This window comes from Loigolactobacillus backii, from assembly GCF_001663675.1.
GTDB classification, from domain to species: Bacteria; Bacillota; Bacilli; order Lactobacillales; family Lactobacillaceae; genus Loigolactobacillus; species Loigolactobacillus backii.
This window is the reverse complement of record NZ_CP014873.1, coordinates 240,325-254,480: the sequence shown is the minus strand read 5'-3', so window position 1 is coordinate 254,480 and position 14,156 is coordinate 240,325. Positions and strand designations below refer to the sequence as shown.

The following is a 14,156-nucleotide window of genomic DNA, read 5'->3' as shown; positions in this document are numbered from 1 at the left end:
GGGGATCATGATGACTGATACGAAGGTAAAAGCTAAAGATCAAAAATTACAACAACGCTACCGCAAATTGCGGCGCCGCCAAATTTTGGTGCCGGTGGCCATTGCGGAGCTTATTGTGCAAGGTCTGGCCATTCGCAGTATTTTACATCGTTCAAGTTTTAAGCGCGGTAATAAATTTGTTTGGTTGCCAGTGACTTTAATTCAACCAATTGGTCCCTGGCTGTATTTCCGCTATGGTCGCGGTAAGAAATAACAGAGTGTTTGGAAAAGCGATTAGATTCTGAGGATTAGCCTAAACAGACGAATCACCTTTGAAAAAGGTGATTTGGCTGTTGTAGCTAACCGCAGGAATCTGCTTTTCCAAACACGTTTCCATAGATTAGTCAGGCAAAGAAAAGTAAAAGCACTTTCCAAGCATGACTTAGATTAAGGATTACTAACGATGTCGATCTAGGATAAACCGAAGTCCGAGTCGCAGCCTAAACAGACGAATCACCTTTGAAAAAGGTGATTTGGCTGTTGTAGCTACTATTCCGCAATTGAGGATTATTAGCCCAAAACGCTAATAATTTTGATGCTTCATCCGTTGTCCATTCAACTACTACTTCGCAATTACGGTTAGTTATTTGCAAAAAGCGCAAATAACTCATGATGCTACGAATGTTGTCTATTCTTGTGGCAAAAACAAGGAACACAGTTATAAAGTCCATAACTGTATTTCCTCGACTAAGTTCGTCTCGGTCACCGCAGGAAGCTGCTTTTCCCAACACGTTTACACTAAATTGGTCAGGTAAACACTAATAAGGTATTTTCCAAACACGATCTAAACTTGGGAATACCATTGAGGTTGGGTCAAAGATCCTAACCCCTAGTTATTTCCGAGCATTACTCTAGAACGTGCGCCAAAAGTCTGGGTTCACATGCCTAACTACAGCTAATTCAATAATCATAGAGCGGTTATTGAATTAGCCTACGTTACGCAGTAAACTCAAAACCGACTTTTGTCCCACTCCGATACCATTGCCCGTTCTACTTACCACGCTAGCTTTATTTGACAAGCGTCCCGTTAAAGCCGTATGCTTTTTAATAAGTAACGGCTTTTTGTTTATGGACCTAATCTGGAGGTATTTCGTAATGCAAATGACAGAATTAATTGCTAAAAAACGACACGGAGAACCGCTTTCGGCAGATGAGATCTCCTTTTTAATCAAGGGGCTCGGCGATGCTAGTGTGACTGATGCCCAAATGGGTGCTTTTCTTGAGACATTAGCTTTCAAGGATAGTACTGATTTAACTGAGTTAACAGACTTTACAATGGGATTAGCGTATTCCGGCGGCGTCTATGATTTATCTGCTATTCAGGGGATTAAAGTGGACAAACACGCTACTGGGGGATTAGGGGACAAAACATCCTTGGTTCTGTTGCCCTTAGTTGCTAGTTTAGGCATTCCCGTCGCTAAATTAAGTCAGCGCTCGTTTAATCATTCAGGCGGTACGTTAGACAAATTAGAATCAATTCCTGGTTTTCGGGTTAATTTAACGCCGGATGAATTTGTCCAGGCCGTCAAGGAGATTGGTCTGGCAATCGCTGCCCCAGTCGATGAGTTGGCACCGGCCGAACAGAAGTTACGGCGGTTGCGGCACGAAACTGATACGATGGCAATTCCGTCCTTGGTAGCCTGTTCAACGCTAAGTCAGAATATCGCAACCGGTGCAGATGCCGTTATTTTAGATATTAAAACTGGTAGCGGGCATGATCTGTTGAATGAGGAGCAGGCTGAACAATTAGCGCACCTTATGGTTAACGTCGGTAATGAGGTTGGTAGGCGAACACTGGCCGTTGTTTCCGATATGAGTCAACCCTTGGGCCACGCTATTGGTAACGGCGTAGAAGTTGTGGAAGCTATTGCGACGTTAAAAAATGGTGGGCCAACTGATTTACGTAAATTAGTTCTGGAATTAGGAACGCACATGGCACAGCTTGGTGGTTACGGGGCCAACGCCGAAGATACGCGGGCTGCTTTAATTGGTAACTTGGCAACTGGGAAAGCTCTTGCTAAGTTCCGTGATTTAATCGTTAGTCAGGGTGGCGATCCAGACGTTATCGATCATCCAGAAAAATTGACTGCGTCTGCTTACACAAATGACGTTCGGGCCAGCAGCTCAGGTTACGTAAGTACCATTGATGTTGATCAAATGGGGCACGCTATTCAAACCTTAAATGCTGGGCGGAAGAATGCGGAGCAAAAATTAGATTTAGCAGCCGGAATTGTTTTACGGAAAAAGATTGGTGACTCCGTAGAGGCCGGCGAAGTGTTGGCAACAGTTTACAGTAGTGATGCTGATTCAGTTGCTGCCCAAGAAGAAGTTCGTGGCGCCATTGAGCTTGGTGAAATGCGTAAAGATACTAAATTAATTCACCAAGTAGTTGCGGAATAATAAATAATTAAAAAATAGTCTAAAGAATAAATGCAATGAGGCTAGGACAAAAGTCCTAGCCTCGTTTTTTTCTGAACATTACTCTAGAACGTGCGCTAAAAGTCTGGATTAGCTTACGTTACGCAGTGAATCCAAAGGCGACTTTCGGCCCACTCCTGGCATAATTCTTTAAGCATTTTATTGTGGTAAAACCGAGGCCGCGTTTTTCGTGATGTGAACAATATCTTCAGCGTAGGCGCGACCAGAGGGATAATCCTTAAATAAAGTTTCTAATAATGAGGCCAGATTGCCGCCAGCGACAATGCTGATGTGACTGTTAGTTTGAGTTAGCACTGCGGCAACGGAAAATGGCGTGCCACCGAGTAAATCAGTTAAGAACACTATGTCTTTACCGCCAGCAGTGTTAACTTCCTGGATAAAACGTTCACGCAAATCATCCTCTGAATCATCAGAACTAAAATCTATGAAAGTCATGTGGCGCGGATTTCCAACAATCATTTCAATTGCGTCGCGCATACCGCTAGCATAGTGGCCGTGGCCAGTGACGATAACTTTTATTTTGGTCATTGGACCCACCTCTTAAATTAAGTTAATTTTATTTTAGCGCGAACCGTTAAAATAACCTACAAAAAGGCAAGGGGTGTCTAAAAAATTTAACCGGTAATTCGATCAGCGTCGCTAGTAGGGTAATGTCAGAATCTAAGCGCTTTTCCAGATACTCTCTAGGCGCCATTTCGAACACTCCTTAGTCGTGAGCAATCGTTACTTTGAAATTTTTAATTAAGAAGTCGTAAATTGTTTTTGGATCATCACTCTTAAAGAATGACAACAAATTTTGCCGATCCAATGAAGTGAAGAAGTTCATCAAATCGGCCAGAAGATTGGCCTGGCCTTCATGATCATCGTTTAAAATAATGAAAAGAAACGAAACGGGAAGCGCCGCCTTTGCGTTTGTCATATTTCCAAAGGCAATTGGTGTCGTTAACTTCACGGGCACAATCTTTTCGGTAGTAACAAATTCACCATGTTTAGTGTGGGGAATTGCAATTGCCGGGTAGTCTTGAACGATAACGGATGGGTCAACGCCAGTTGGGGCTTTCTGCTCACGTTCAGTAATATTAGCCAGAAAGCCTGGTTTTACGTAGCCTAAAGTGGCTAATTTTTGGGATACTTCTTGAAAAACAGCCTGTTGACTGGTTTGCTGGGAAATAAAAACGGCGTTTGGGTCAAACAGTGTTGCAGCGGATAATTTTGCCATGATATGATAGGCTCCTTTTGTTTTCTGAAAATTTTCTACGCTTATTCTAACATGAATTAGAGTGGGTCTCAAAAGCATTTGAATTTTACGCATAGTAACAATTATTAGCGGCGACACTGATTGAGCTGTTGAGCGTCTACAAATAGCGTTCAAGTACTACGCTACAATTGCGGCTTGTTATTGGTAGGCGAGATTGCGATCCAAGTCGCCGTATAAAGCACTAATAATTTTGCTGTCACGGCTAATTGAGAAAAATTTCTTACATTTCTCTGGTTTCGCCGTATTTTCTTAATTAAGTTGGTACAATGATTACTGTAATGGAATAAAAGAGAATGGATGTGGTTGTTTGTCTGTTTGGAATAGATTTCTCAAAAATACCGAATTGCGGCGGGTAACGGTATTGGCACTAATCATTTTTGTGTTGTACTTGGCGCGGGGGATGCTCAGTGTCATCCTGTTAACCTTTATTTTTACGTTTCTCGTTTTGCAACTGGTTAAATTTGTGCGGCGGTTTGTTAAGGTGCCCTCGGCCGTCATTGTGGTGGTCATTTATTTACTGGTCATTTACTTGCTGTACTTGGCGGTCACCAATTATTTACCGGTGATTGCGAATCAAACAATTAAGATGGTCAATTCGGTTTATAAATTTTATCAGAATCCAGATCACGATACTAATCAGGTTTTGCGTTGGGTAAATACTTACATCAAACGTTCAGATCTTGTTAACCAATTTAAAGGTGGCGTGACCGTTGCCCTAAGTTATATAACGAGTGTTGGTTCGATGGGCGCAACCTTCCTGTTATCGTTAGTTTTGAGTTTCTTCTTTACCGTTGATCGTGATCGAATGTATAGTTTTTCCCGGTTGTTTTTAAAGAGCCATTACGCCTGGTTCTTTAATGATATTTTCTTTTTTGCTAAGAAATTTGTGAATACATTTGGTGTTGTCATTGAGGCGCAAGTCTTTATTGCCCTCATTAATACGATCATTACCACAATTATTTTGGCGATAATGAAAATGCCGCAGTTACCAAGTTTAGCAATCATGGTCTTCTTGCTGAGCATGGTGCCAGTTGCCGGCGTCATTATCTCGTGTGTTCCGCTATCGCTCATTGGTTATTCAGTTGGGGGCATCCGCGACGTTGCCTACATTTTAATCATGATCCTTGTCGTGCACATGTTAGAAACGTACGTCTTAAATCCGCAATTTATGTCGAGTCGGACCAAATTACCCGTATTTTATACGTTTGTTGTCCTAATGATTGGCGAATGGGTATTTGGAACGTGGGGCCTGATTGTTGGCATTCCGATTTTTACGTTCTTACTTGATATTTTAGGTGTGAAATCAATTAGTGAAAATACGCAAACAATTGCGGAAGAGAATCCACCTGAAAAGGGGAAACACGTTTGACATTAATTTGATTTCGCCGTATAGTGATCTTAAATTAAAAACAGATGAGAGACGCTGAAGAGAAGAGTAGTAACGATTAACCAGACAGAAAACTTTTGGTAATGTGAAAAAGTGGTGCTTCGTTACGAAGATGAGCTCTGAGTTGTTACTTGGTTGCAAGGCTGAATAACCGGGTTGCACACGATATTGTGCTGGGCATGGGAGTGATTGAAAGGCCTAAGCACTTTTTCAATCAACCCCATGTCCGCAAGGCTGTAACTGTGAAGTTAGAGCAAATTTAGGTGGTACCACGAAATCAAAAAGCTTTCGTCCTGAAGATCATAATTGATCAGGATGAAAGCTTTTTTAGTGGTTTGAAAATTGAAAGGAAATGAGATAAATGGCAGATACAGAAGCATTTATAAAAAAGTATGCAGTTGATCGTAGTGGAACAAATTCATTGAAGTGGGATGCTCTAAATGAGCGCTACGGTGATCCTGATTTGCTTGCAATGTGGGTAGCTGACATGGAGTTCAAAGTTCCTGAACAGGTGACAGCGGCGCTTACGAAACGAGTTGCTCACGGCGTTTATGGTTATTCATTTACACCTGATTCATACTATGATGCTTATTTTTCCTGGCAAAAACGGCGCCACAATATTGATTTGCAGAAGGACTGGCTACGTTTTGATAATGGCGTCGTCAATTCCTTGTATGGTATTGTCAATACCTTCACTCAGCCAGATGACGCCGTTCTCATTTTAACGCCGGTTTATTACCCATTCCATAATGCCGTTTTGGACAATCACCGCAAGTTAGTTACTTCAGAGTTAGTTAATCAAGATGGCCATTACGAAATCGATTTTGCTGACGTTGAACGTAAAATTGTGACCGAAAACGTCAAATTATTCATTCAGTGTTCACCACACAACCCGGTTGGCCGAATTTGGAGCGCGGATGAATTACAGCAGATTTTGGAAATTTGCAAACGACATAACGTTCTTGTTGTTTCTGATGAAATTCACCAGGACATTGAAGTTGGCACAAAAAAGTTTGTTTCTGCTTTGTCCGTTGCCAAAGGTGCCTTTCAGAATAATTTAATCGTCGTCACGGCGCCATCGAAGACTTTCAACGTTGCCTGTTTGTTGAATTCCCACGTCATCATTCCTAATCCTAAAATTCGCCAACGTTACGATGCTGGCAAGACACGTTTTAACGAAACGGAGATTAGCGTGTTGGGCCAAGTTGCCGCTGAAGCAGCCTATACTTACGGCGATAAATGGTTAGATCAGATTCTGCAGATTGTCCGGGATAATTATACGTATCTGCGGCGTGAACTAACGACCAAGGTACCGGGGATTAAAATCGCTGATCTAGAAGGGACTTACCTCACGTGGCTTGATTTGCGCCAGGTTGTTCCTGCTGGATTAACCAAGGAGTTCATTCAAGAAGATTGCCATTTGGCCGTCGATTATGGCCAGTGGTTTGGCAAACGAGATGAAGGCTTTGTCCGGCTAAATTTAGCAACTAACCCTAAGTTAGTTCATAAGGCAGTGGCTAATATTGTTGCCGGTCTGACCAAATTACAAGCAGATCACACCAGTATTGATTAACGCGTAAAGAAGTGGTGAAGCCCAGTAACAACGTAAATAAAGAGTCCACCCATCAAAATAATTCCCATGATCGCATGCAAAATTGATAGGACACCACTTTGATTGACCAGCGCCTTGTAGCCAGGCATAAAAGCGTAAATTATAAAGTAAAACATGCTGAGAAACCAAATACCAAAAACAACTCTGCGCAAAATTATTTCCTCCTAATGATAACGAATTAAATTACGATCACGTCAAAAATAAACCTTGTCGTGGTCGTTATTTATTTTTTGGCGTTTTTATCAATACTTATTTTTGAGGCATTAGTCCATCATTAATAAGTCGCAAATAGAATACTTTTAAACTGAGCTCTGCCGCAAAATGAGTGAATCCTAGCGTTAGTTTGAATGTCCTTATTTTAGATGATTTGGTTTCAGAATACAAAATTGTTTTCTGAAATATAGCGGAAAAAGTGGCTAAAGGCTATGCTTTTTTTTCGTGAAAGTGTACAATAAACTAGAATAATAAATAAAAGTGAGGTTATTAATAAATGGCAAAATTAGTCTTTATCCGTCACGGTCAAAGTGAATGGAATTTATCTAACCAATTTACTGGTTGGGTCGATGTTGATCTAAGTGAAGAAGGCGTACGCCAAGCACAAAACGCCGGTGCTTTATTGAAAAAAGAAGGCATCGAATTTGATCAGGCTTACACGTCAGTATTAACGCGTGCCATCAAGACTTTACATTACGCATTAGAAGGCGCTGGCCAATTATGGATCCCAGAAATGAAGACATGGCGCTTAAATGAACGTCATTACGGTGCTTTACAAGGCTTAAACAAAAAAGAAACTGCTGAAAAATACGGTGACGAACAAGTCCACATCTGGCGTCGTTCGTACGATACTTTACCGCCATTATTGGATGCTAGTGACGAAGGCTCTGCAGCACAAGATCGTCGTTATGCTGACTTAGACCCGCGTGCTATTCCTGGTGGCGAAAACTTGAAGGTTACTTTGGAACGTGTTATCCCATTCTGGGAAGACGAAATTGCGCCTAAATTATTAGACGGCAAAAACGTCATCATCGCCGCACATGGTAACTCATTACGCGCCTTGACTAAGTACATTGAAAACATCTCTGATGCTGACATCATGGACGTTGAAATGGCTACTGGCGAACCAGTTGTTTATGACTTGGACGCTAAGTTAAACGTTGTTAGTAAGAAGAAATTAAACTAGTAATTGCATGGTAACAGGCATTCTCCTTTTGTGGGAATGCCTGTTTTTTAGATAGCAGATTAGAGTTCAGAATTTAAAAATTTTAATATGGAGTTGGGTATGGTGAAGGAAAAGGGGTACTTTATTCGGGTGCCAGATGATATTGTTAGCCGTTTGGATTTGAATACTGAACACGAATTGACGATGACGATTCAGGACAATCGGTTAATACTGACGAAAACAACCGCCAAATCAGATTGGCGGCAGTATTTAGGCTCGGCGATTGTGACCTTATTAAGCAGTATTGGTTTGTTGATCTATTGGCTAATAAACGGCATAAATGAAGTCAAATTGACGGGTAGTTATTCGATTGCCTCTTTTGTGATCGTAATGGGGGTGCTGACTGGCTCTTTAGTTTTTGGTGTGACGTTTATTAAACAACGACGAATCGAAAATACAGCGGCCAGCAAGTTATATTGGCGTAATTTTCCAACGATAATAATTTCTTTTGCGGTTATTTTATTACTGGTGCTGACGGGGGTCTTTTGGCTATTGGGGTCACTTTTTACCGGTGCAAGTCTGGATTGTTGGACCGCCACAATTATTTTTTTATTATTCAATTTTATTAGTAATTGCTGTATGTTGCTAGTAGCACGCTCATTTGATTCTGTCCGCCTGATCACATTGTTCGCGATGGTTATCGTTTCTGGAGTTGTGATTGCTATGGCTGCGAATGGCCAACGTCATTGGTGGCAGTATAATTTGAGCTTTTTAGGCACCAATTCGGCAACTTCGAGTTGGCAATTTAACTTCACCTTGATTATTGCTGCGTTTATTCTCATCGCGTTAATTGATTATCTATTTGTTTCATTACACGAGTTATACCCTAACAATTGGCGCTTACTGACGCTGCGCATTTTGTTGATGTTGTTGGCAATTGATTTAGGTGCTGTGGGGCTTTTTCCAAATAATAGCAACCTTCATATCCTCCATGACCGAGTTGCCACCTACTTAGTTTATTTGATCATTATTTTAATTATCGGGATTCGTTGGTTACTGCCGCAAGTGACCAGAGAATTTTTGTCAATCTCGTATGGCATTGCGGCGGCGTTGATCGTTATGGCCATTGCTTTTCAAGTGGTAGGCTACCTGTCATTGACCGTGTTTGAAATCAGTGCCTTCATTCTGGCATTTACTTGGATTGTTATGCTGTTTAGACGGCTGCAACTACTAACCCAAGAAAGTTTTGCAATCAACACTTTCAAGATTAGTTTGACGCAATTGGTGACGGATGAGGACGAAGGGTAGTTAACTAACTGATGCTGGATCGGTTACTTATTGGTTAGTAAAACAATCTTCAAACATATTCTAGGTTAATTGGCATTCTGTAGCATTAATCCTAAATAGCTTAGTTTGTTTTTGAAATTATTTAAAATCGGGTTAAAAAATAAATAAGGCTGGCCCTAAAGTGGAAATTCTTTAGGATCAGCCTTATTTATTTATCTTTTTAATTCAAGAGATGTTTCTGATGATTAGCGGTTCAATTTTGATGCCATAACTTTTTTACCGAACTCAGTTTGATCAAAATGGTCAAGCACATCTTTCAGATCCTTATAGCTTAAGCTGGCCCCGAATAAGGGACTGCCCGGTTCGGTCATAATGCCATCCTTGATATCATAGTGCACAACTTGGTCGAAGCCCATCGTGTCAACAAAATGAGCCACTTCGTCAACGGCAGCACGATCGTCGCCAGTAACAAATAAGGCCTTGCGCTTGGGGTTACCTTTAATTCGGGCATCTTCCTGTAAATTATGGTAGCCCATGTGGTTGAAGGTTTTCACAAGTGTGCTGTCCTTAAAGTAGGCCTGCACTTGTTCACTTGAAGTAGAATTAGGTTCCAAAACCTCTTCACGAATACCGTCTGTTTCCCACCAATAATTTGTCGCGTCGATGACCAGTTTACCTTTAAGGAGAGCAGGATTAATCTTTTTATAGCGACTCAGTGGAATGGCCAAAATAATAATGTCGCTGTTAGCAACGACGTCGTTATTTTCTGAAGCAATGGCACCAGGAACAAGTGTCTTGATGATCAGATCAATTTTTTCAACGGAGCCGGAACCGGAAATTCGAACTTCATAGCCGGCCTTTAAAGCCAGACCGGCCAGAACAATTCCAACTTTACCAGCACCTAGAATGCCTACGCGTTTAATTGTCATTATTTTGCCGCCTCCTTTTCCTTCAGGATTTCTTTAACGCGGGGGATGACTTTGGTAGCAAAGAGTTCAATCATTCTTTCCCGTTGCGCCACGGTTTGGTTGCCAGCGCCGTAAACGAGATCAAAGCGACCAAGATCAAGCAAATCAATGGTTCGCGCAATTCGTTGGGCAACAGTTTCCGGATCGCCAACGTAAAATGAACCAACTTTGGTTTCATTATCAAATTGTTCGCGGCTCATTGGGGCCCAGCCACGAGTTAAGCCAATCCGATCAAAATTAGCTTTGATGTTCTTGAAAGCAACTTCGACGGCCTCATCCCCATCGTCGGCGATAAAGCCGTGGGAGTGAACGGCAACGGGGTATTCAGGCATATTGAGCTTTTTAGCTGCTTCGTGGTATAAATCAATGTAAGGTTTAAACCGATCGGCCTGGCCACCGATAATAGCAATGATAACTTTATAACCGAAACGGGCCGCGCGGACAATTGATTCCGGTGAGCCACCAATACCGATATAAGTTTCTAATTCGCCGTGTTCAGTTTTGGGATAAACTTCCTGATTTTTCAGAGCAGGACGGAATTTACCCGACCAAGTAACGGGCTTTTCTTTGCGTAATTGATCGTATAATTCTAATTTTTCGTTGAACAGATCATCATAGTCAGTTAAGTCATAACCAAAAAGCGGAAATGATTCGGTGAACGATCCCCGACCGAGCATGACCTGCGCGCGGCCGTTGGACAAGCCATCAAGCGTTGCAAAACGTTCATAAACGCGAACAGGGTCGTCGGAGCTTAAAACAGTTACGGCCGTGGCCAATTTGATATTCTTAGTTACGGCTGCAATGGCTGCCAGAACGGTTTCCGGACTAGATACACTGTAGTCCGGGCGGTGGTGTTCACCGACGCCGATGACACTAATTCCGTGCCGATCCGCAATTTCACCTTCATGAATAATTTGCCGAATTGATTCTGCCGCTGATTTTAAGCTACCATCCTCATTAGCAACAATGTCACCAAAAGTTTCGATACCGAATTCTAATTTATTTACGTCTACCATGGCTATCTGCCTCCATTCATTCGCTTACTTTTTGTAAGTAGATGAAATAAGGATATTATACTTTTAGTAAAAAAGCAATTATTTTCTACCTTGGGAGTATTTGGAAAATACCTTTACTCGTATTTACCCGTCCAATTTAGTGTAAATGTGCTTGAAAAGACAGATTCCTGGCGTTTAATAAACCTCATTTATTGCCGTCGTTTATGATTGATTTCTAACCATTGGGCTATGGATTATTTAATTGATGGTCATAGCATAATACGTATACATCACATACGCTAAGTGAATAGTGCAAATAGCTTAGCCTCTATTAGACAAATATTATCGAAATCATGCATTTAAAACAATCTTTAACTCGCATCTTTTCAGGTGATTTTGCCTTTATGCAGTTAACTTCGCTATAATTAAGGCAAGCTTAGTTCTAAGTAGGGAAAGGGTGGCCTTCATGAAATTTAAAATTGGTGTGGAACAAGCAATTTACGTTGTGGTTATTTTGGCGCGGCAAAAGGATCAGCAACCTTTAAAAAGTAAATTACTCAGTCAGATTCTACAAGTTTCTGATTCCTACCTTCATAAAATTACGCACCAACTGGCCGTGGCTGGTATTGTAACTACCGAGGCTAGTAAAACTGGCGGGCTTACTTTGGCGCGTTCAACAACCAAGATAACACTGCTGGATATTTTTCAGGCTGTTGAAGGTGAGGGTTCCTTTGCGTCATGGAATAATCTTCGCGATCATGTATTGCGTTTGGATGGTGAAGCATTCAATGAAAAATTTGATCAAGTTAGTCAACAGTTTCAAAAGGCTGAAGATGACTATAAGAATACGTTAGCACGCGTGAGTATTGCTGATCTGTTGAGCGATGAGACTGCGGCTTACGTTGATTGGCGCCAGATTACGGCGGACGATTAGCCGACCTACCTTATTAGGTTGAATTAGCTGTAGTCGTGTTTGAAAAAGCAGCTTCCTGTGCTTGCTATGTTTCAACTTGGCGCTTTTTCAAACATTGCCATTAGACACGTAAACCCAGACTTTTGGTGCACGTTCTAGAGTAATGTTCGGAAACAATAAAAGGCTGGGACAAAGAGTCCCAGCCTTTTATTAGCCTTTGCCACAATATGGTGCATCAAAATTATTAGCGGCTAGTCCATCGACATCGTCAGTGGGCCAGTAATAATCTTTAGTTGCGGAATAGAATCTAACCGCTTTTTCAAACACGCTCTAGCCTAAATCACCAAACTGCGGTTTCCATGGTGTTACGGTCATTGTTGTAATTAAATCATGTTGGTAGTAGGGATCAAGCTGAATGATTTTTGTTAGTTCCTGCCGATTTTTAACGGCAAAAATCAGAACTGCTTGGCGTTTATGCTCGCCTTCACTAGGGCCTGATACAATCAAGTTGCCGTGTTTAATTTGGCGTTTTAAATAGCTAATATGGGGTACTAAATATTTGGTCCAGCCAACCATATCGTCGTGTGTGTAAGTTATTACGAAGTGTTTTTTTCTTGCCAAGTGACATCAATCCTTTCGAAAATTATTTTGATTGACCGCTTGATAGAATTTGATTAGTTGTTCTGCGACGGCCTGTGGTTGCTCCATTGGCATCATATGCGTGCCTGGATCAAGGGTGACTAATTTTGAATTAGGGTAAGCGGCCGCCATTTGTTTCATGATTGGTGGAACGGCGGAGGCATCCTGTTTGCCACCTAAAGCCAAAACGGGGACTTTAACTGTCCGTGCAGCTGCAGTGGCATCACCTACTGCCATAGCGCGCCAGGCCGCCGCCCAATTGGTCACGCTAATGTGGCGGACACATTCACGGGAATAACGAACTTCCCAAGGATTCCGAGCGATTGTTTCAGGAGTAAACCAGCGAATTAATGATTCAGCCACTTGGGCTTCCATGCCGTCTTTTTCAGCGGCATCTGCTCGCTGGGCTAAAACTGGAAATCCTTTTAGTCCAGTTGCAATCAGGGCTAGAGAACGAGTGTCTGCTGGATAATCAATGGCGAAGGATTCAGCAATGGCACCACCATAAGAGGCACCATAAATATCCGCCTGTTTAATGTCTAATTTAACTAATAAGTGGTGAAGGTCATCGGCCAACTGATCTAAATCCTTCGTTACTGGGGCGTTGCGTGCCCAACCATGGCCACGGATATCATAGGCAATGACCCGGGCACCTGTTTTGGCAACTTCGGGATAAACATCCCGCCATGTTCGGTGATCTAAGGCCAAACAATGAATTAGGACAATTGGAAAGCCCGCAGCGTGGTTATCCCAAACCATTGTTTCGTGATCGCCAACGTTGATCAGTTCTTCGGTAACGTTAGGCCGTAAACGGTCACTTTCACGCTTTAAATAAGGGGCAATTGAGCGGGCAGCATTGACTGCACGGGGATTACCAGCGTAAATACTAGCCAAATTTAAAACATCTTGAATTTCGTTATCAGTCGCTCCAGCATCGGTGGCCGCCTTGACGTACACCTGTAGCTGATCGTTCATATCACCCATCCCGATTAAAATTGCTAGGGTGTTTAAGGCCCAGTTACGATCGCCAATAATGGCGTTACTATTTAGTTCTTTACCAGTATTTGCCATCGCACGGCTTAACTGTGGTGTCAGCTGTGCTAACTCTGCTACCTTTTGGTCAACAATTGTTTGTTTAGTAGACATTTTTAAGATCTCCTTTTTATCTTTGGATATTATTTATCTATAGATTACCTGAAATAATACATCATCTATTTCAAAAGTCAACCAAAGAATATTTTTAAATTTATTCTTGCTAAGTTCGCAATAAGATTGGTCTAAATGCGCTTAAAAAGGCGGATGACTACATTTAGATCAAATCAGTCAGGGACAAAATTGGCAAAACAGGGCCTAGGACAGAGAAAATAATTTGGCCAATTATCTACAAAGTTAGCTAAATTTTGCTTAAACCAATATCTAGAAACGCCTATTCTGTGTTATTCTAAGTAAAAATAACCGGG

Annotated in this window: 14 protein-coding genes; 7 read left to right on the top strand and 7 right to left on the bottom strand. The window is 41.7% G+C overall.

Annotation, left to right across the window (positions count from 1 at the left end; translation table 11 throughout):
* Positions 1-7 precede the first annotated feature (7 nt).
* Positions 8-253, top strand: a complete 246-nt coding sequence (locus tag AYR53_RS01015; RefSeq protein ID WP_225359764.1) for a hypothetical protein — start codon at positions 8-10, stop codon at positions 251-253.
* Between the two features lie 881 nt (positions 254-1,134).
* The gene (locus AYR53_RS01010) at positions 1,135-2,439 is read left to right on the top strand and encodes a thymidine phosphorylase (RefSeq protein ID WP_068222360.1); all 1,305 of its coding nucleotides are present in this window, start codon (positions 1,135-1,137) and stop codon (positions 2,437-2,439) included.
* Between the two features lie 177 nt (positions 2,440-2,616).
* Here the strand turns inward: AYR53_RS01010 and AYR53_RS01005 are convergent, their stop codons facing one another.
* Together AYR53_RS01005 and AYR53_RS01000 are read right to left on the bottom strand one after the other, a co-directional pair.
* Positions 2,617-3,006, bottom strand: a complete 390-nt coding sequence (locus AYR53_RS01005; protein ID WP_082920419.1) for a PTS sugar transporter subunit IIA domain-containing protein — start codon at positions 3,004-3,006, stop codon at positions 2,617-2,619.
* A gap of 178 nt (positions 3,007-3,184) precedes the next feature.
* Complete coding sequence (locus AYR53_RS01000) at positions 3,185-3,697, bottom strand: PTS sugar transporter subunit IIA (protein WP_068279783.1); 513 nt, start codon at positions 3,695-3,697, stop codon at positions 3,185-3,187.
* 346 nt (positions 3,698-4,043) lie between these two features.
* On the opposite strand from AYR53_RS01000, the gene AYR53_RS00995 reads away from it, so the two are divergent.
* Together AYR53_RS00995 and AYR53_RS00990 are read left to right on the top strand one after the other, a co-directional pair.
* Positions 4,044-5,105, top strand: a complete 1,062-nt coding sequence (locus AYR53_RS00995) for an AI-2E family transporter (protein WP_068279786.1) — start codon at positions 4,044-4,046, stop codon at positions 5,103-5,105.
* A gap of 379 nt (positions 5,106-5,484) precedes the next feature.
* The gene (locus tag AYR53_RS00990; protein ID WP_068279789.1) at positions 5,485-6,696 is read left to right on the top strand and encodes a MalY/PatB family protein; all 1,212 of its coding nucleotides are present in this window, start codon (positions 5,485-5,487) and stop codon (positions 6,694-6,696) included.
* Here AYR53_RS00990 and AYR53_RS00985 read toward each other — a convergent pair.
* Positions 6,693-6,887 carry a hypothetical protein gene (locus AYR53_RS00985; protein WP_068279792.1) on the bottom strand — a complete coding sequence of 65 codons (195 nt, stop codon included), beginning with the start codon at positions 6,885-6,887 and terminating at the stop codon, positions 6,693-6,695. The genes AYR53_RS00990 and AYR53_RS00985 overlap by 4 nt on opposite strands.
* Positions 6,888-7,225: 338 nt before the next feature.
* Between AYR53_RS00985 and AYR53_RS00980 the strand changes: the two genes are divergently transcribed.
* Together AYR53_RS00980 and AYR53_RS00975 are read left to right on the top strand one after the other, a co-directional pair.
* On the top strand, positions 7,226-7,915 hold the full coding sequence (locus AYR53_RS00980; protein ID WP_068279797.1) for a 2,3-diphosphoglycerate-dependent phosphoglycerate mutase: 690 nt from the start codon (positions 7,226-7,228) through the stop codon (positions 7,913-7,915).
* A gap of 99 nt (positions 7,916-8,014) precedes the next feature.
* Positions 8,015-9,202: an AbrB/MazE/SpoVT family DNA-binding domain-containing protein gene (locus AYR53_RS00975; protein ID WP_068279802.1), complete on the top strand. Its 1,188-nt coding sequence runs from the start codon at positions 8,015-8,017 to the stop codon at positions 9,200-9,202.
* Positions 9,203-9,426: 224 nt separating this feature from the next.
* On the opposite strand, the gene AYR53_RS00970 is transcribed toward AYR53_RS00975, so the two are convergent.
* The gene (locus AYR53_RS00970; protein ID WP_100071566.1) at positions 9,427-10,113 is read right to left on the bottom strand and encodes an NADPH-dependent F420 reductase; all 687 of its coding nucleotides are present in this window, start codon (positions 10,111-10,113) and stop codon (positions 9,427-9,429) included.
* On the bottom strand, positions 10,110-11,165 hold the full coding sequence (locus AYR53_RS00965; protein ID WP_068279809.1) for an LLM class flavin-dependent oxidoreductase: 1,056 nt from the start codon (positions 11,163-11,165) through the stop codon (positions 10,110-10,112). The genes AYR53_RS00970 and AYR53_RS00965 overlap by 4 nt, the downstream gene beginning before the upstream one ends.
* A 445-nt stretch (positions 11,166-11,610) precedes the next feature.
* Here AYR53_RS00965 and AYR53_RS00960 point away from each other — a divergent pair, with 445 nt between their 5' ends.
* A complete protein-coding gene (locus AYR53_RS00960) occupies positions 11,611-12,078 on the top strand; it encodes an RrF2 family transcriptional regulator (RefSeq protein ID WP_068279812.1) in 468 nt (155 codons plus the stop codon).
* 309 nt (positions 12,079-12,387) lie between these two features.
* Here AYR53_RS00960 and AYR53_RS00955 read toward each other — a convergent pair whose 3' ends face one another.
* Positions 12,388-12,678, bottom strand: coding sequence for a YciI family protein (locus AYR53_RS00955; RefSeq protein ID WP_082920416.1), 291 nt, complete (start codon positions 12,676-12,678; stop codon positions 12,388-12,390).
* Between the two features lie 6 nt (positions 12,679-12,684).
* A complete protein-coding gene (locus AYR53_RS00950) occupies positions 12,685-13,842 on the bottom strand; it encodes an alpha/beta hydrolase (protein ID WP_068279814.1) in 1,158 nt (385 codons plus the stop codon).
* Positions 13,843-14,156: the final 314 nt, after the last annotated feature.

Excerpts from the sequence above, each read along its gene's own strand:
- AYR53_RS01015 (WP_225359764.1), top strand. The coding sequence starts at position 8 with ATGATGACTGATACGAAGGTAAAAGCTAAAGATCAAAAATTACAACAA.
- AYR53_RS01010 (WP_068222360.1), top strand. The coding sequence starts at position 1,135 with ATGCAAATGACAGAATTAATTGCTAAAAAACGACACGGAGAACCGCTT.
- AYR53_RS01005 (WP_082920419.1), bottom strand. The coding sequence starts at position 3,006 with ATGACCAAAATAAAAGTTATCGTCACTGGCCACGGCCACTATGCTAGC.
- AYR53_RS01000 (WP_068279783.1), bottom strand. The coding sequence starts at position 3,697 with ATGGCAAAATTATCCGCTGCAACACTGTTTGACCCAAACGCCGTTTTT.
- AYR53_RS00990 (WP_068279789.1), top strand. The coding sequence starts at position 5,485 with ATGGCAGATACAGAAGCATTTATAAAAAAGTATGCAGTTGATCGTAGT.
- AYR53_RS00980 (WP_068279797.1), top strand. The coding sequence starts at position 7,226 with ATGGCAAAATTAGTCTTTATCCGTCACGGTCAAAGTGAATGGAATTTA.
- AYR53_RS00975 (WP_068279802.1), top strand. The coding sequence starts at position 8,015 with ATGGTGAAGGAAAAGGGGTACTTTATTCGGGTGCCAGATGATATTGTT.
- AYR53_RS00965 (WP_068279809.1), bottom strand. The coding sequence starts at position 11,165 with ATGGTAGACGTAAATAAATTAGAATTCGGTATCGAAACTTTTGGTGAC.
- AYR53_RS00960 (WP_068279812.1), top strand. The coding sequence starts at position 11,611 with ATGAAATTTAAAATTGGTGTGGAACAAGCAATTTACGTTGTGGTTATT.
- AYR53_RS00950 (WP_068279814.1), bottom strand. The coding sequence starts at position 13,842 with ATGTCTACTAAACAAACAATTGTTGACCAAAAGGTAGCAGAGTTAGCA.